We start from the raw sequence: 16446 nt of genomic DNA on the forward strand, positions 1-16446 counted from the left end.
CGTTAAGTCTATTATTGGGGTCACTTAACGATGTGTCCACTTCTAATTCTAGCCGCAGTGGTTCCTCTAACTCTGGGTTTAGGTTCGGAAACCCCGTTATTTCGTAGCAACAGGCGGCAGCTCGCCGCCCTCCCCAATCAAACGCACGCCTTGGGCACATACGCCATAAGGCTCCCAGCGGCATGTGGCGCACAGCTGGCCAATGTCTTCCGGCTTCACATAACCAGCTACTTTGGAGCAGATCTCGGACCAACTTAGCTCCATCCCCACTTGCAAGCCAAGCTTGGCTACGATTTCTGCATCGCGATCATAGACTGTTCTGTTTTCGCAATGCGGCACCTCATCCGTCGGATAGGCTGCGCATAGATCATCGGGTCCAAGGACGACACGAATGGTCGTCTCCGGCTGCTCCCGCAGTGTCTCGTATACTTGCGTCATATTTTCACAGAATTCCTTGGAATATCCCATTCCCCGGTACCCTAACAAACAAAGCAGGTGATGCCCCCGGAGACCGATCGGCTTCGTCATACTTGGACCTTGGGGATGCGGTACAATCCGTACCCGTCCATTTTTACAATAGGCTCTTTATCTTCAACAAGACCAACGGTCTTAGAGTGCAGCGCAACATCGATCAACCAGCGCGTGAAATCCGCTACAGGCATCGTTTCCATCTCTTGAAGGCTGTAAAAGCCTGCTGCATCCACCTCTACCCCATCAGGAACAGGTTCACCGCTGACATAATCCAATTCAAAAGCTATGTACACATTATGAATGTTTCTAGGCAAATCTCGCACAGCGACCAGACGAGTAACCTTGGCTGTAATGCCGCACTCTTCCATCACTTCGCGCTCAATGGTATCCTGGATCAGCTCATGCTGCTCAATATAGCCTCCTGGATTCGTCCATCTCCCTTTTCCGGGCTCTTGCGCTCTGCGTACAAGCAATATTTTCTCATCCTTGGTAACGAGTGCACCTACACCAATACTGTAGTTGCCCCAGTGTACAAAGCTGCACGCCGTGCAAGCTCTTCTTATCGTACCATCCACATCGCGCGTCTCCATCGGAGCTCCACATGTCATACAAAACTTTGCTTCCATTCGTCTCATCTCCAAATTCATGTAGTCATCTGTATGTAAGCTTACTGCTTCCGATGAGGGATAGGCAAATCCGATCCCGTTCGTTCTGAGTTCATTGTAACCGCTTTAGGAGATACTATCTGCGCTAGTCTTGTGATATCTCCCAATTGGGCTAATTCATCCGTGTTAAAAAGCAGAAAAAAGCCCCCAACTGGACAATGTCATTTAAGCTAGGCTTAAATACATTCCCAAATGGAGGCTCTTGCTGCAATCTACACCAAAAACATAGCGACAATCGTCGTTACGGCGAGGCCAATTAACACAGGCAGCAGGTTCCGTCGCGCCAGCTCGAACGGACTAACCCCACAGATGGCCGCTGCCGGAATGAGCGCCCACGGAATCAACGTACCGCCGCCGACCCAGATGGCGGCTACTTGCCCGAGCGCGGTCAGCACTGCCGCACCGGAACCGATGGCGGTTGCGAAGAGCTGCGCAATCGAGCCCGCGAGGGAGATGCCGGAGAAGCCAGAGCCGTCTAGGCCGGTAATCGCGCCCACGACGGTGAGCGTCACGGCGCCGACCGCGCCGTTCAGTGGCACGACGCCTGCGAGCGCGACGCCGAGGTCGTTCACGATGCCGTGCGAGCCTGCCGGCAGTATTTTACCGAACAGGTCCGTGAAAGCAGCATCGCCGAGATAAAAGAACGCGGCGATTGGAATCACGGGACCGAAGACTTTGAACCCGAAGACGAAGCCTTCGATGAGGTAGGAAGTCGTTTGCTCCAGCCCTTGACTGCGGTGGGCCAGCAGCGTAACGCCGATGAGAATGAACACGGCGGTTCCACCGACAAGCGCGGTCGCATCCCCACCTTGAAGATTGAGGACGAACATCGCAACTACATCTAACGCGAACAGGATCGGAATGATCACCGCGAGTGTTTTTCTCATTTTAGAAGACAGATTGGACTTGGCATCTTGCTCGGAGGAGAGCAGCGAATCCTTATCCCCGTTACCGCTCGTCACAAGACCGTCGCGCCATGTCCCGTTTTTGATATCCCGACGCATCATCCAGAATGCGGTTACCGTAGTCACAAGCCCCATGACAATAACAAGCGGTACGCTTGCCTCCATCACCGCAGTTACCGGCAATCCGGCAGCATCGGCAGTTAATTTAGGCGCCCCTTGAATAATATAATCTCCTGACAGCGCAATCCCGTGTCCGAACAAGTTCATTGCCATGGCTGCGCCTAAGGCTGGTAAACCCACACGCACTGCCACAGGCAGCAGTACCGCTCCTATGAGCGCAACACCGGGAGACGGCCAGAAGAACCAGGAAGTTACCATCATGATAATCCCGATGCCCCAGAAAGCAAGCGCCGGCGTCCTTAGAAAATGAGTCAATGGAGCAACCATCGTTTCATTGATGCCCGTGCGAATAAGCACACGGCTCATCGCTACGATGATTGAGATAATCATAATCGTTCCCATCAACTCTTTGGTTGCATAAATAAAACTGTTGAACACCCCGGATACGGAACCGCTTAAGGTTTCCGTCGCTAGTAAACCCAACGCAAAAATCCCAACCACACAAATCATCGTGGTGTCTCTGCGTTTAATTAAAAAGGTAAGAATAAAACCAATAAATACTAGATATACCCAATGAATCGGCAGTAATTGAATGTCCATCGGGATCACGCATCCTCTCTGCCTATGCAGCATTTGGGAGTCCATTTCGTCAATTGCAAGAAATAGACTCTTTGGTGCTACATTCTATGCTGGGCGAAGAGTAGGCGTTCGTGGAGAACGGGAGTTTGTTGGCGCGTTGTGGTACAATTGAAGAATTATTTTACACATGCAAGGAGAATGCTGAGTATGGCCGGTAACCAACGATTAGTAACGGATTCCGATTTTCAGGAGGCTGTGGAAAAAGGTGTTTTTGTCCGTGTTTTCAAAGACGATCATATTGTCGACTCGAATGCGATCGTCCTTCGTTTCAGCGAAACGACCGTGGTTTTGCAATCTCGTGTTGCTGATTTAGCTTACTATGATCGGAATGAGTGCGAGTTTTTTGAGATGAAAAAAAGGTGATGTTTATTTCACTCTACGGGATAGGCTGACAGATGAACAAATCGAAAGCCCGCCTTCTGCATAACAGGTATGGCCTTCATGACACCTTCAGCCGTGTCTTTCTCCGGGTGGTTCATATGTGCCAAAACAATGGAGCCACTCCGAGCCTTAATAAGCGCATGGTAGACCTGCTCCGTGTTAAAAGTAGCTCCAGCGTCTCCAAGTACGTTGTAGCCCGCCAACTGGAAGCCCAGGTCGTGGGCAATGTCGACGGCGATATCGTCGTAGAAGGCCGTGCCTGAGCGGAAAAACAGCGGCCGCCTCCCTGTCCGCTTCTCGATCTCATCCGCATTTTCCGTTACTTCGCGAATCGCATCGCTCACATCTTTGGTTCCTGCGATGCCATATGCGGCTCTGCCATTCACAGAGAGCGGCCGATGCTCGGTCCCGTGGTTTTCGATTTCGAACAGCGGATTCGCCGCCAGCTTGGCAAAAATGTCCGGATTCGCAGCAAGCCATCTCGCATTAACAAACAAGGTCGCTGGAATTTGCTCCTTGATCAAATAATCGACCAACTTCTCATCGTAACCGCTGCCTTCTTTGCCGCCGCAAGCATCAAAGGTCAGGGCGATCACCTTATCCTGCGTCACAAGATGTGTCCGCACGCCAGGGATGTTCTCGCCCCACTTTGTCGGAACTGCCTTATGGTACCGTTCCACTAAGGTCTGGGCAAGCGAAGGCGACTTGGCAGGTGAGAGCGGTGCGTCTGTTGGTGCTGATATGTCTGTCGGCATCACTTTCGAAGAGGGAACTGGAGTGACGGTGCCTTGCACAACCGGCGTTGCAGATGCAACAGAATCCGGCCTTTCCGACACAGCCGCTTCGTTTGCAAGCTTCATCGACCCTCTCTCCACCCCACAACCTGTAAGCGTTATCAACGCACTCGAAAGAAAAAGGAAGCACACCAAGCGCTTCCTCATTTGTGTTTTCTCCAATCCAGCTTGCTCTTCTCGAGCAGGTGGCCAAAGTCATTCTCCAGCCGCTTCTCCTCCGCCTTGCGCGCAGCCTCTGCTTCAGCTCTGGCAGCATCTTTACGAGCCTGTTCCTCAGCTTTCATCGCATCCGCCTGTGCTTTCAGCCCGGCTACGATATCAGGGCTCAGCAAATCTTTGAGTGTCGCAGGTTTATCTTGCGCGCTAGGTTCAGCGGTTGTGTTTGACCATTTCTTTTTTGCCATAAAGGGTTCACCTCTGTTCCATTTCTACATCCGGTATACCCCTTTATTGTACACTTCTACTCATGCAAATGATAGGGCACCGTCGCAACGACGATATCTTTATCGGCTTGCAGCTTCGAGCGAATACGTGCGGCAGACTGGTTGTGGAGCAAGCGGTGCCACCATTTTTTCGGCATGAACTGGGGCAGGATCACCATGATCGATTGCTTTTCCGAAACATGGGTATCGACTCTTTCAATAAACTCAGCCAGCGGCTTCAAAATAGTCCGGTAACGGGATTTGAACACAACAAGCCGAACACCCGGATCCCACTTATCCCACTTCTCCTGCATCGCTTCTTCATCCTCATCCGAAAACGAGACGTAGAAGGCAATGACATTGGGAGATAACGATTTGGCATAGTTCAAAGACTGCGCCACTACGCGATGAATACCCGCTACAGGTACAATGATCACAGGTTCCTTAACGCATACCCGTTCTTGCGTGATATCAATGCGCAGTTGTTTGGCTACATCATCATAGTGATTGCTGATTTTGGTTATTCCCCAAAGCAATAGCGGCGTCACAATAATAACAATCCAAGCGCCTTCGCTAAATTTGGTGATACAGAAAATAATAAGAACGGCAAGGGAAACGATTCCCCCTAACCCATTAATAACGAACTTGCCGATCCAGCCGGCTGGACGTTCTCTGAACCATTTGCGGACCAAACCGCTTTGGGCCAGGGTAAAAGATAAAAAGACGCCAATTGCATAAAGTGGAATAAGTGCATCGGTTTTTCCTTTGAAAATGACGAGCAAAATACTTGCCAAAACACCTAACGTTACGATTCCGTAGTGAAACGACAACCGGTCTCCCCGGTACGAGAACATGCGCGGGAAGTTTTTATCCTGGGCCATAATGGACGCCAAGATCGGAAATCCGTTGAAGCTCGTATTCGCAGCCAATACCAGAATCAGCATGGTGCCAATCTGTGTGGCATAATACATGGCGCCACGGCCAAACGCCTGCTCCGTAACCATCGACAAGACCGAAGTGTGCCCATGCGGGTCAGGTGCAATTCCATAACCCAAGCTCAGCAAGGTGACGCCCCCGAAGACAATCGCCAGTAACGTACCGAGCGAAGCCAAGGTTTTCTTGGCATTCTTGACAGATGGCGTACGGAAATGCGGCACCGCATCGGAAATCGCCTCGATCCCTGTCACGGCCGAGCAGCCTGATGAAAAAGCTTTTAGAATTACAAACAAAGTCAATGAACTCGTCATCGAGCTGGGAACAACTTGGAATTCATGCATATTCATGGATCCTGTCAGCATATCGAAGATCCCTTTGCCGATCAGCAGCAAGATACACAGGATAAAAAAGTACGTTGGAATCGCGAACACCGTTCCGGATTCAGAAGTACCCCGCAAATTCAGCCAAACCATCAACCAGACCAGCACTAAGGCTATGGGGACAATGTAAGGCACCGTAACTGGGAAAGCCGACGTTATCGCCTGCACGCCTGCCGAAATCGAAACGGCAACGGTTAACGTGTAATCAATCAGCAGTGAAACCCCAGTGAGCCTTCCCGACATCATGCCCAAATTTTCCTTGGCCACCATGTAAGCTCCGCCGCCCATTGGATAGGCCTCGATCACTTGGCGATAACTTAAAACAAGAAGCATGATTAAAGCAATAATCGAGATTGCAATCGGCAATGAGAACGCAAAAGCAGCAACCCCAACAGTTGCAAGCTCTAGCAAAATTTGCTCCGTGCCATAGGCTACCGAAGACAGGGCATCTGATGACAGGATGGGCAGAGCCTTCCATACCTGCATTTTCTCAGATTCCAGCTCCGCTGATTTCAGCGGTTTGCCGAATACAATCTTTTTCAATGAGTCACTTGTCATGCTGTGAAATTCCTCCAAATAACCTAGTTTTCAGCTTGATTTCCCTTTTTTAGGCGCAAAAAAACACAAGGATAGACCTTGTGCTTAGCCACATGTTCTCCTTTCTCACGACCGCTTACGAGGTTAGCTGACGGGTTCGGGCTGCGAGAAATCTGCCCTAAAGGTAGCTGCCGCATGCGACAAAACACACCTTACTCACCCCGTTGAAACCTATGGTTCCCCCGCTTTTCTGATAAGAAAATTAAGCGAAATATTCAACTGTTAACGTACGAGTTGATACTACTCTCTTATTGGCTCATAGTAAAGGAGAGAATAATCTTAAAAAAGATTATTCCCTCCCCGCATTCATTTGATAATCCGCTTACAATGGTGTAATCCTTTCAGTATCTCTGTTTTACTAGCTTATTGTCTGATTCATTAGATTTTAGGGTGTTTTAGCAAAATTAATTTCTCACATGACGCTTTCTAGTGGCTTGTTTTTGCTTGAAAATCATCTTTTTGAAGATGAGTGGGATACCGCCAATGAGAAATAAATAGCGGGCATCGATTATTTTTTTGAGGAATGCGGCCAGCCTGCCTTTCACTTTTTTGACCTTTAGGATGCCAATCGCTTCTCCGCGACCCAGCGAGGCGACCGTGCCTTTGTAATCGTAGGCGAAAGGTCGTAATGGTTTTCCAGTCAGTGAATAGAGCAAATTTTTTGCTGTATTATAACCTTGTTGGACTGCGATTTGGGCATTGGCGGGGTATGGCGTGCCTTCCGGGCTCATGACAATCGAGCAATCTCCCGTAATAAAAACATCGGGAAACTGCAACGAACGCAAGTAGTCATCCACTTTGACTCTGCCGCGTTGGACGTGGAAGCCCGCATCTTGCAGCAAGGAATTCCCACGGACACCTCCCGACCAAATAACCGTGCCGGCAGGAATGAATTGGCCGTCTCCTAGCAGTACGCCGCCGGGCTCGCATGCCTTGATGGCGGTAGACAATTTATATTGAACCCCTTTACGGCGCATCACGTCCATGCCGTATTCCACGAGATCATTCGGCAGTCCGGGCGGCAAAGCAGTAGGCGATGCTTCGATATTGATGATCTGAACCAAGGAAGGATCGACGTCAAACATTTGGCAAAGATCAGGAATCCGGTCCGCCAACTCTCCAACAAACTCCGTGCCTGTGAAACCTGCGCCACCAACAACGATTGTCAAATATTCTTGATGCTTGGAATCCAATTTATATTTAGCGAACATATACTGTGTATGCTGACGAATGAAGCGAACACTGTTAATGCTGTTAATTGTCATCGCATACTCGCGCAATCCCGGAATACCAAAGGTTTCCGTCTCACTCCCAAGCCCCACGACCAAATAATCGTAGGTGAGGACTTCGTCCGACAGGACCACCTTTTTTTCCTCAGGTACAATCTGTTGAACCGTCGCTTTGATGAAATGAATTTTCCGCTCATCGATCAGATCCTTAATGTCTACACGCGCATTTTCATGATGATCCGTGCCAGCTGCCGGCATATGCAGATGTGTCGTCATGTAGTGATAGTCGTGTTTGTTCACCAGTGTGACCGCCACTTCATCTGCTTTGATCAGCTTCTGCAGCCTTATTGCCGTTACAAGCCCACCGTACCCCGCTCCCAGAATAACCACCTTCGGTTTACTCATCCGAATCCTCTCCTCCGATTACATCAACTTTTTTCTCTACCATCGTTGGTGAAAAAGATCGACCAAACCATTCACAGGTTGTCATGTGAAAAAAATCACATAGTCATTCAGGGCGTACACATGGTTTGGCTCATCATTAGTATATGTGCCTCTTTCTTAAAAATCACTGGAACATTGCCTAGCTTGGTCAAAAAGGGCTGCGGGGTGTGGAGTGGCATATCTGCGTGGGAGCGATGCGGGACGTAGGGCAAGAGCGCGGGGCGGGATTAAGGGAGCTCGATCGCGCGGCGGAGGCACGCTATGCGGAAACAGAGCGTTGTAGCGCCGTGGTGGGGGCGAGATGCGGGACTAAGGGAGCTGGATCGCGCGGCGGGTAGGCGCTATGCGGCACTTAGGGCGCTGGATTGCGGTGGTGGCGGGCGCGGGGGCATCAGTGCGCGGGGCTGGGGGTGATCCGGAACGTATGGCGAGAGCGCGAGGCGGGACTAAGGGAGCTGGATCGCGCGGCGGGTGCACGCTATGCAGGTCCAGGACGTTGGGCCGTGGGCGCGCGAAGCCTTGCCCCTTCTCATTGGATGAATTCCAATGGGAACGCCTTTATGAGGCCGGATTCCCGCGCTCCGTTGGATAAAATCCAACGAGGCACACCAAAATCAGCCCACAGGACGCCAATTTCCCCCTATGCATTGGATTTCGTCCAACCAAATCAGCATTTTAACGTGGAAATTGGCACTTCCATTGGATTTTCTCCAACGGGAATCCACCCGTTCACTGCTCACCCTTACCCTCAGCCTCCAACCTGGCTTTATCCTCTAAACGGCGCAAGCGAAAGCTGTTCATGCCCGCCACGCCCAACTCTTCCAGCAAGCCAAAATTCGCCCATGCGCCTACGACAGCTCCAATGCCGGGGACAAGCTGAAGCATTTTACGGAAATCAATGGTGTCCCGATATTCCTGCTGCAGCTGCTGCCAATCCACTTGATTCATATAGGCATCAGAAGGCGGAAAGCCGCTTGCGATCTTGTGCCAATTTTTGATCGTGTCTAGTAGAGCAGGCTTTTTCGCCGGACTGGAGAACGCGATTTGAAACACATACAAAATGAACAAGCGCTCTCTATAGTCCTTCGTGGAATAGCCATAGGCGTGCGCAAGCTCGAACAGAAATTTCAGCTTGATCCCGATGAGAATCGGGAAGTCCGCCAAGCCGAGCAGAATCCCACCCGCTCCCGTACCTGCTCCCTCGGCAGCGGCAATCTTTTTATAAAGTGACAGCAATTCCTCAGCTTTAGCATCACTTTCAGCCAGAGAAGCGCCTACAAGCGGGTCGTTCTGAGGGATATAATTCATCCCGAACAATGTCGTCTGAAACATCCCCTTGACAGTGGCCGTGATCGTTTTGTGCACCTTTTCCGGGATGAGCTTATTGATGTTTGTGGAGACGGTTTTCGAGGTTCTTTCGAGCAAATTCGGGGTCTTCTGTTGGCGTATTTCCCAGAGCTTCACTTTACGCAGCATTTGCTGCTCATAGAGGGTGTAATCAGAAAATTTCATGCTTGTCACCGCCGGTCGAGGTTCTTAGTTAAAGTATAGTATACGGGGTTTGCATCCTCAAGATTCCCCCTCCACCTACAGCCGCAGAGCACAAAAAGAGCAGCTCTTCCAAATTGAGCTGCCCTCCCTCCTATTAGTCACGCATAACGATCAGCACGCCAAAAACAACTACACTCCAAATGACGATCAGCGTATCCTTGGGCTGCCAGCTCAAGGTGCTTTTTTTCAGCAGCTGCTGCTTGCCGTCGATTTTTTTCATCTCCATCGCTACGGTCATTTGCTCAGCTTTGTGAAACATGGCGAGGAGGAGCGGTACAACCAGCGCCGGAATATCTCGCATGCGTACCATGCCAGGCCTGATCGCTGCTTTGCCTCTAGCCCTCACAATCGCCGAAAACCGCTGCCACTCCCGCAAAATAAGCGGGATGAACCGAAACAAGAGCGAGACCGCTAAAGCAAATGACTCCACGGGCAGCTTCATTTTGCGGAAAAAAGACAGCGCCCAGTTCAGTCCCTGCACAAGCTGGCCATACGGCGTAGACACGACCAGCCAATAGCCGGCCATCAGGATCAGGAACAGGCGCGTGAGTACGAAGCCCGCACTCCACGCGCGCTCGGTCGCGAAGCCAAGCGGGAACTGCCCGTCAGCAGGCCTCCACTCCAAGCCGCCCAGCAAGATGGAGAGGAACATGAAGATCAGGAACGGCACGGCGATCTTCCAACTGCCGCGAATCGCGGCGCGCGGAAGGCCAAGACACGAAAGGCCCAAGAGCAGCGCAGAAGCCGCGAGGCCGCTCCACACCTGCAGCTGCATCGTTCCGATGACCAGCAGCAGGTAGAGCAGCCACTTCGCGCGCGGATCCCGCGCTAGCCACGCGGCCTGTGGCGGCGCGGCTGGCGCAACGCGCGCGGGCTTCGGCGCTGCTGCTTGCGGCGCCGGCCCTGGGCTTGCGCTGCTGCTGCGCTCGCGCAGCGCTTGCAAGATCGCCGGCGCAGCCAGCTCCGGCGCAAGCAAGTCCGGCGCGATGGCGATGCCGCGGCGCGCAAGGGCTTGAGCGGCCTCCACGCAGCTCGGGAGGCCGACCCCCGCGCGCGTGAGCAGCTCCGGCGCGCGGCATAGCGCTTCCGGCGACCCGTCGAAGACGAGCTCGCCGTGGTCTAACACAAGGACACGGTCTGCCAGCGGCAGGAACGTGTCTAGGTCGTGTGTGGCGATGACGTAGCCGCCACGCTCTCTTTCGCGAATAATGCGCAGCAATTCGCGGACGGCTGCCGCCTCGAGGCCGGCGGTTGGCTCATCCATGAGGAGCCAATCCGGCGCCGTGGCGAAGGTGGTCGCCAGCGCGAGCCGGCGCTGCTCGCCGCCGCTTAAGCCAAACGGCGAGCGCTCCAGGGCGAAGGCGCCGCGCGGATCGAGGTCGGCGCAAGCAGCGCGGATGCGGTTCTCGCGCTCGTCCGCTGCGAGCCGATAAGGGCGCAGCGAGTAGGCGAATTCTCCGCGGATGCTGCTGGCGAATAGCTGCTGCTCCGGGAATTGAAAAATCAAACCCAGCCGCAAAAGATGCGCTTGGTCTACCTTTCTTTTATGCCACAAAGGCTGGTCATCAAGTGTGATTACTCCTGAGGCCGGCTCCAAAATACCTGCCATCACCTGAAGGAGCGTCGACTTTCCCGAACCCGAATGTCCGATTAATACCGTGACGGAATCGTCTGAAAGCTCGAAACCGATATCTTTCAATAGCTGCTGACCGGGATTGTCCGGGGCGTTGATTTGAATATTTTGCAGGACTATTGACATGAATTTGCCACCGCCTCGGCCAGCTCATCCATATCCAAGGGAAGCAGGCGAAGCTCGCAGCCGTACTTCAGCAGGCCGAAAGCTGTCTTCACCACATAGGGCGAGTCGAGCCCTAACTCGGTACAAGGCGACGTCTCCAGCGACTTATCTTCACTTTCTCCATAAAAGAAAGCCCGAGGTCCCCCATCAAACGTGATCCGTCCGTCACCAAACCCGATGACGCGCGTCGCATCCGCCACTTCTTCCAGCCGATGCGTAATCCATACAATGGTCGTGCCTCGCTGATGAGCTTCGCGCACAGCCTGTCGGACTCCCTGTCTTGCCGCAGGATCCAGCATCGCCGTCGGTTCGTCCAGCACCAGGATTTCAGGCTGAAGCGCAAGGGCAGCCGCCAAATTAACCAACTGCTTTTGCCCCCCGGATAAGGTGGAAAGCGTTCGTTCGAGCGGGAGCGACAAGCCCACAGCTGACAAGCTTTCGAGATACCAGGCTTTGCGTCCTTCTTGTGTTAAATCCTGTTTACCCGGTAGATAATCGAATTCTTCTTGAATCGTTTCTCCTATAAACTGAGCATCCGGCAATTGAAGCACGCCTCTAATTTGCCCAGATTCATTGCGGATCAGTTCACCGCTTGAGAGGGGGCTCAAGCCCAATAAACTGCTGGCTAAGGTGCTTTTGCCGCTGCCATTTGGCCCGATGACGACCATCCATTCGCCTTTATAAATATCTAATGTGACGTCCGACCATACCCGCCTTCCTTCTTCCGATTGTGTTCGATAGACGACGGAGGCATTCCGCAAAGAAGCCACAATTTCTCGATTTGCCATATATAAAATGTCCTTCCACTTTCATAAAAGATATGCTATGATCTGAATGATTTATTGTTAACCATTGATATAAATTGAAGTTGACAATACATAAACAATAACAGAAACAGGAGCGATGGACAATATGAAACTCACTTTGCGCGGCGTTGTTTTCAGTGCACTTTTTGCAGCAATTCTTGTCTTATTCAGCTTTGCAAGCATTTCACTCCCTTTTACACCTGTTCCTATTACTCTGCAAACGCTGGCGGTTATGCTTGCCGGCGGCTTGCTCGGAGCGCGTTACGGCTTCTTCAGTATGGCTCTCGTTGTGATCCTGACGGCTATCGGGTTTCCACTGCTTCATGGAAATGGCGGTTTAGGCATCGTGCTCGGACCTACGGGTGGTTTTATTATGATCTATCCGTTCTCCGCTATGCTGGTTGGTATGATCCTGCCGCGTGTTCGTGTGAGAGGCTTTATGGGCTACCTGGCTGCCTTCCTCGTGCTTGAAATTTTCGGATCTTTGCTTCTCTATCTTGCCGGAGTACCATGGTTGATGTACAGAGTGCCTTCTTATACGTTTGCAAAAGCGATGATTGCCGCTTGTTACCCCTTCCTCTTAGGGGACGCGATCAAAGCTGCGGTTGCGGTGCTCATCATCGTGCCGGTTCGACAAGTGTTTTCCCCAGAGCGGCTTACTGGTTCCTCTTCGCACAGCGTTGTGCAGCGTACGGATGTCAGAATGTAATTTTATTTTCAGCCTTACTGCTCATTCCTTGAGTAGTAGGGCTTTTTTGTGCTTGCTTGATAGATTGCCAGGAGATTTTTACGTTTTTGTAATGTGCAGGTCTGTTTTTTTATTCGATTGTAATGCTCTGACGTGTAAGCTTGATCTTGTAAGCAGGCACGACACAAGGAACACCATGCAAATGCATGAGGCATAAGGAAACTATGTAAACCTAGCAACGCCATTATAATGAACAGGAGTGTTATAGATGAAAAACAACAAAAAAGTAATCGCCGCTTTAACCATTACAGCAACTGTAGGCTTGTCCGCAATTCTACCTTTCAATGCTTTGGCCGCGAACCCTTTCGCTGATGCCGCTAATTCCTCCAAAGTACAAGCTGCTATTGAACAATTAGCTCAGCAACAAGTGCTATCCGGATATGAGGATCACAGCTTTCTTCCTGATCAGGCGGTAACTCGCGCTGAAATCGCCAAAATGGCCGCACTCGCTCTACACGTTAACGTGGACACAGCGGCAACGACGACATTTAGCGATGTAGCAAAAGGAGATTGGTTCTACGCTTACGCTGCTGCTCTTGAATCTGTAAGAGCTATCTCTGCCTCTAACGGTCAGTTCCAAGGTAGCTCAACAATCTCTTCCGAGCAGTTGGCAGACGTTATTGCGAAGGTGTTAAAAGTTGATGCAGCCGCAGTTCAGCAACTACCGAGTTATGCGTCTTTGACAGGTAGCTCCGTGACACGTGGTCAGGCCGCTCTACTCATTTTCGAAGCGCAGCAATTAGCTCCAATCCATGTGACTAAGCTGGAGGTTTTGAATGCAATTACCTTGCAAGTCACCTTCTCGGCACCGATCCCTACGGCAGAATTAGAACTTGAACCTGCTTCCAAAAACTTTGTTTTTGACAATGGTTTGGCTATAAATAACGTTCCACGTTTAAAAACAGGTTCCACTTCGACTTACATCGTTCCTGTTCCAACACAAAAAGCAGGCACGACCTACACGCTAACTTATAAAGGCGAGCTTGCCGGAACTTTTACCGCGAGCACAGAGAAAATTGCGTTGGCTTCGACGCAGCAAGTAGCAAATGACGTTTTTGAGGTTGAGTCTCATTTGACGGATGGCGTAGCGGACTACGGTTACGTTATTGCAGCCTATGCCAAAGGACGTCCAGGCTCCTTTATCGTGAATGACAAGAACGAATACAAAGGCATGACGTATCAAATTCTTTCTTCGATGCGGAACCGTGTGGTACAAATTACACCTGAAGGCGGTGCTCCAATGACTGCCACATATTTGCCTTTCACACAGGCAACCGATGGTCGTCAAGCTCCTAAATTCCTGCTGCCTAACGGCGAAACGTTGAAGCCAGGTGTGACTTACACGGTTTCTGCGGACTGGGCTACTTTGAAAAATGCTACATTTACAGCGAAAGACATCGCACCGCTGACGATCCAATCCGCTTCTACAGTGGATGCGAAAACGATTAATGTGACCCTTTCCCAGGATCCAAAGGATGAAATCTTCGTTTCACGCCGTGTTACTTTGACAGCGACAGACGGTACTGTTCTGACAGCTGAATACACGATTACCACGCGTAAAGGTGCTGTAGGTACTTTTGCTCTGCTAAATAACGGCCAACTTGTGCCGGGTATGACTTATACTGTCGCTCCAGAAGGCAAGTGGGCTACGGCTGCGGGAGTAAATTTGACTGCAGCGAAATAAATTTATGAAGTAAAAGCGTTGGGAAGGAGTGCCTTGAATGAGGTGCTCCTTTTGTTCTACCATTCATTCCAATGAGGTGATTGATCTATGCTTTTCAAAAATCGTGCGCTATTCTCCATGCTGACGATAGTTCTTTTCATGGTTGGCTGCAGTTCGCGTCCTGCGCCTGTTGCGATGCCAACGGCAACTGCAACGCCAACATCTACATCTACAGCTACAACAGCACCTACACAAACACCAACACCTACAACAGTGCCTGCTCCTGAAGCGACTGTGTCAAAAGCAAAATCGACCTTACTCGTAACTCATTCCAAAAGTGATTATATGTCTTTCCTTGATCCAGCCACGGGTCAATTCGAAAAGCTGACGGTTGGCAAGGCTCCTTTTGCCATTGCTGAAGGTCCTAATCATCGCGCGTATATTTCTACCGCGGAAGGTGTTGCTGTCGTAGATACGCAGCAGCGCAAACGTATTGCGTTAGTGCCTTATATGGCTGCTGACGCTATCGGCAAGCCTCAATTTGGTGAGTACCGTCCCGGCGGTATGGGAATTGCCATATCCCCTGACGGCAAATTCGTCTATGTCGGTGTGTACTTAACTGGTGGTGGCAGAGGTATGAAAAGCCAACTTGAGATCATGGATGCAGAGAAACTCGCCATGACTGGCAGTGTCTCTGTTGGCGTTCGACCGTTCGATGTGGTCACCAGCCTCGACGGCCGTGAGGTCTACACTATCGATCACGATTCCTACTCCGTGACCGCTGTCGATCCTGTGCAGCTCAAGGCTCGCACGCTGGAAGCAGCTCCCTTCGGCAAAGGCGGCTTCGAGAAGCCGCACTACGCGGCGGTTCGTGCCGATGGCCGCCTGCTCCTGCCGTATCAGGGGCGAGGCCTGGTCGTGCTTGACCCAACTAGCGGCAAGTACGAGACGAAGCCGTTGACAGGCAACACGCACCAAGAGGGCGTAGCATTGACTACGGATGGCAAGCAGCTGCTCATCATCGGGATTGGAGCAGCAGGAAGCGCAACCGGCAAGCCTAACTTGACAGTGCTCGACGTCGAAACGTACGCCGAGAAAATAATCCCGCTAGAGCGGATGCACCAGATGGTCGCCGCGAGCGCGGATGGGCGTTACGCCTACCTCACCGGCGGCGTCACTTATGCAGATACTGGCTGGAACGGGATGACTATGGTGGACCTCGTCTCTGGCGCTGTTCGCGATTTCGAGGTGCCGGATTATCCGCTTGATGTGCAGTTGCTTTCGGAGTGAGACTCTTAGCCAGTTTGCTGCACCACTCACACTTTCTTCTCCCGAGACGGCCTAAACGGCTGTCTCGATCATATCTAGTTACTTTTCTCGTGGTGAGACAGCCTTTTTGTGCTCTCTCGGCCAACTTTTGCTGCAACACCCACACTTTCTCCCCCCGAGACGGCCTAATCGGCTGTCTCGATCATATCTAGTTACTTTTCTTGAGGTGAGACAGCCTTTTGTGCTCTCTCGGCCAACTTTTGCTGCAACACCCACACTTTCTTCTTCCGAGACGGCCTATTCGGCTGTCTCGGCCGTATGTAGCTACTTTTCTTGAGGTGAGACAGCCTTTTGTGCTCTCTCGGCTCTTTTGCTGCAACACCCACACTTTCTTCCCCCGAGACGGCCTAATCGGCTGTCTCGACCCTATCTAGCTACTTTTCTTGAGGTGAGACAGCCTTTTGTGCGCTCTCAGCCAACTTTTGCTGCCACTTCCACACTTTCTTCCACCCAGACGGCCTAAACGGCTGTCTCGATCACATCTAGCTACTTTTCTCGTGGTAAGACAGCCTTTTGTGCACTCTCAGCTAACTTTTGCTGCCACGCCTGTACCCAAGTTCAACGAGAC

At 51.4% G+C, this 16446-nt stretch carries 15 protein-coding genes and 1 riboswitch; of the genes, 5 read left to right on the forward strand and 10 right to left on the reverse strand.

Annotated elements, in window-relative coordinates; genetic code table 11:
- Positions 1–96 precede the first annotated feature (96 nt).
- From GON05_RS28685 to GON05_RS28695, 3 genes are all read right to left on the reverse strand, one after another.
- Positions 97–528: a DUF1284 domain-containing protein gene (locus GON05_RS28685; RefSeq protein ID WP_157324024.1), complete on the reverse strand. Its 432-nt coding sequence runs from the start codon at positions 526–528 to the stop codon at positions 97–99.
- Positions 525–1097 carry an NUDIX hydrolase gene (locus GON05_RS28690; protein WP_157324026.1) on the reverse strand — a complete coding sequence of 191 codons (573 nt, stop codon included), beginning with the start codon at positions 1095–1097 and terminating at the stop codon, positions 525–527. Before GON05_RS28690 ends, GON05_RS28685 begins: the two co-directional genes overlap by 4 nt.
- 251 nt (positions 1098–1348) lie before the next feature.
- A complete protein-coding gene (locus GON05_RS28695) occupies positions 1349–2761 on the reverse strand; it encodes a hypothetical protein (protein WP_157324029.1) in 1413 nt (470 codons plus the stop codon).
- A 186-nt stretch (positions 2762–2947) separates the two neighbouring features.
- Between GON05_RS28695 and GON05_RS28700 the strand changes: the two genes are divergently transcribed.
- Entirely contained in the window at positions 2948–3163 is a 216-nt protein-coding gene (locus GON05_RS28700; RefSeq protein ID WP_157324031.1) for a hypothetical protein, read from the forward strand.
- Between the two features lie 8 nt (positions 3164–3171).
- Here the strand turns inward: GON05_RS28700 and GON05_RS28705 are convergent, their stop codons facing one another.
- From GON05_RS28705 to GON05_RS28720, 4 genes are all read right to left on the reverse strand, one after another.
- Complete coding sequence (locus GON05_RS28705) at positions 3172–4041, reverse strand: polysaccharide deacetylase family protein (RefSeq protein ID WP_157324033.1); 870 nt, start codon at positions 4039–4041, stop codon at positions 3172–3174.
- A gap of 77 nt (positions 4042–4118) precedes the next feature.
- Entirely contained in the window at positions 4119–4379 is a 261-nt protein-coding gene (locus tag GON05_RS28710; protein ID WP_127458519.1) for a YqkE family protein, read from the reverse strand.
- Positions 4380–4435: 56 nt separating this feature from the next.
- Positions 4436–6271, reverse strand: coding sequence for an APC family permease (locus GON05_RS28715; protein WP_157324035.1), 1836 nt, complete (start codon positions 6269–6271; stop codon positions 4436–4438).
- 97 nt (positions 6272–6368) lie between these two features.
- Positions 6369–6529, reverse strand: a riboswitch (cyclic di-AMP (ydaO/yuaA leader).
- 185 nt (positions 6530–6714) lie between these two features.
- Positions 6715–7944 (reverse strand): NAD(P)/FAD-dependent oxidoreductase, encoded by a 1230-nt coding sequence (locus tag GON05_RS28720; RefSeq protein ID WP_157324037.1) that lies wholly within the window; start codon positions 7942–7944, stop codon positions 6715–6717.
- A 300-nt stretch (positions 7945–8244) separates the two neighbouring features.
- On the opposite strand from GON05_RS28720, the gene GON05_RS28725 reads away from it, so the two are divergent.
- Positions 8245–8397: a hypothetical protein gene (locus GON05_RS28725; RefSeq protein WP_157324039.1), complete on the forward strand. Its 153-nt coding sequence runs from the start codon at positions 8245–8247 to the stop codon at positions 8395–8397.
- Between the two features lie 315 nt (positions 8398–8712).
- On the opposite strand, the gene GON05_RS28730 is transcribed toward GON05_RS28725, so the two are convergent.
- The 3 genes from GON05_RS28730 to GON05_RS28740 form a co-directional block, all read right to left on the reverse strand.
- Positions 8713–9495: an EcsC family protein gene (locus GON05_RS28730; RefSeq protein ID WP_157324041.1), complete on the reverse strand. Its 783-nt coding sequence runs from the start codon at positions 9493–9495 to the stop codon at positions 8713–8715.
- A 133-nt stretch (positions 9496–9628) separates the two neighbouring features.
- The gene (locus GON05_RS28735) at positions 9629–11293 is read right to left on the reverse strand and encodes an ATP-binding cassette domain-containing protein (RefSeq protein ID WP_157324043.1); all 1665 of its coding nucleotides are present in this window, start codon (positions 11291–11293) and stop codon (positions 9629–9631) included.
- Positions 11284–12120 (reverse strand): ATP-binding cassette domain-containing protein, encoded by an 837-nt coding sequence (locus GON05_RS28740; protein ID WP_157324045.1) that lies wholly within the window; start codon positions 12118–12120, stop codon positions 11284–11286. The genes GON05_RS28735 and GON05_RS28740 overlap by 10 nt, the downstream gene beginning before the upstream one ends.
- A gap of 124 nt (positions 12121–12244) precedes the next feature.
- Between GON05_RS28740 and GON05_RS28745 the strand changes: the two genes are divergently transcribed.
- The 3 genes from GON05_RS28745 (at position 12245) to GON05_RS28755 (ending at position 15839) form a co-directional block, all read left to right on the forward strand.
- On the forward strand, positions 12245–12847 hold the full coding sequence (locus GON05_RS28745) for a biotin transporter BioY (RefSeq protein ID WP_157324047.1): 603 nt from the start codon (positions 12245–12247) through the stop codon (positions 12845–12847).
- 247 nt (positions 12848–13094) lie between these two features.
- Positions 13095–14570, forward strand: coding sequence for an S-layer homology domain-containing protein (locus GON05_RS28750; RefSeq protein ID WP_157324049.1), 1476 nt, complete (start codon positions 13095–13097; stop codon positions 14568–14570).
- An 87-nt stretch (positions 14571–14657) separates the two neighbouring features.
- The gene (locus tag GON05_RS28755) at positions 14658–15839 is read left to right on the forward strand and encodes a YncE family protein (RefSeq protein WP_157324051.1); all 1182 of its coding nucleotides are present in this window, start codon (positions 14658–14660) and stop codon (positions 15837–15839) included.
- Positions 15840–16446: the final 607 nt, after the last annotated feature.

The sequence above is a fragment of the Paenibacillus anseongensis genome, assembly GCF_009757995.1.
Taxonomy (GTDB): Bacteria; Bacillota; Bacilli; order Paenibacillales; family NBRC-103111; genus Paenibacillus_E; species Paenibacillus_E chondroitinus.

What these genes read in the sequence shown, in the direction of transcription:
- GON05_RS28685 (WP_157324024.1), bottom strand. Translation starts at nt 528, where the DNA reads ATGACGAAGCCGATCGGTCTCCGGGGGCATCACCTGCTTTGTTTGTTA.
- GON05_RS28690 (WP_157324026.1), bottom strand. Translation starts at nt 1,097, where the DNA reads ATGGAAGCAAAGTTTTGTATGACATGTGGAGCTCCGATGGAGACGCGC.
- GON05_RS28695 (WP_157324029.1), bottom strand. Translation starts at nt 2,761, where the DNA reads ATGGACATTCAATTACTGCCGATTCATTGGGTATATCTAGTATTTATT.
- GON05_RS28700 (WP_157324031.1), top strand. Translation starts at nt 2,948, where the DNA reads ATGGCCGGTAACCAACGATTAGTAACGGATTCCGATTTTCAGGAGGCT.
- GON05_RS28705 (WP_157324033.1), bottom strand. Translation starts at nt 4,041, where the DNA reads ATGAAGCTTGCAAACGAAGCGGCTGTGTCGGAAAGGCCGGATTCTGTT.
- GON05_RS28710 (WP_127458519.1), bottom strand. Translation starts at nt 4,379, where the DNA reads ATGGCAAAAAAGAAATGGTCAAACACAACCGCTGAACCTAGCGCGCAA.
- GON05_RS28715 (WP_157324035.1), bottom strand. Translation starts at nt 6,271, where the DNA reads ATGACAAGTGACTCATTGAAAAAGATTGTATTCGGCAAACCGCTGAAA.
- GON05_RS28720 (WP_157324037.1), bottom strand. Translation starts at nt 7,944, where the DNA reads ATGAGTAAACCGAAGGTGGTTATTCTGGGAGCGGGGTACGGTGGGCTT.
- GON05_RS28725 (WP_157324039.1), top strand. Translation starts at nt 8,245, where the DNA reads ATGCGGAAACAGAGCGTTGTAGCGCCGTGGTGGGGGCGAGATGCGGGA.
- GON05_RS28730 (WP_157324041.1), bottom strand. Translation starts at nt 9,495, where the DNA reads ATGAAATTTTCTGATTACACCCTCTATGAGCAGCAAATGCTGCGTAAA.
- GON05_RS28735 (WP_157324043.1), bottom strand. Translation starts at nt 11,293, where the DNA reads ATGTCAATAGTCCTGCAAAATATTCAAATCAACGCCCCGGACAATCCC.
- GON05_RS28740 (WP_157324045.1), bottom strand. Translation starts at nt 12,120, where the DNA reads ATGGCAAATCGAGAAATTGTGGCTTCTTTGCGGAATGCCTCCGTCGTC.
- GON05_RS28745 (WP_157324047.1), top strand. Translation starts at nt 12,245, where the DNA reads ATGAAACTCACTTTGCGCGGCGTTGTTTTCAGTGCACTTTTTGCAGCA.
- GON05_RS28750 (WP_157324049.1), top strand. Translation starts at nt 13,095, where the DNA reads ATGAAAAACAACAAAAAAGTAATCGCCGCTTTAACCATTACAGCAACT.
- GON05_RS28755 (WP_157324051.1), top strand. Translation starts at nt 14,658, where the DNA reads ATGCTTTTCAAAAATCGTGCGCTATTCTCCATGCTGACGATAGTTCTT.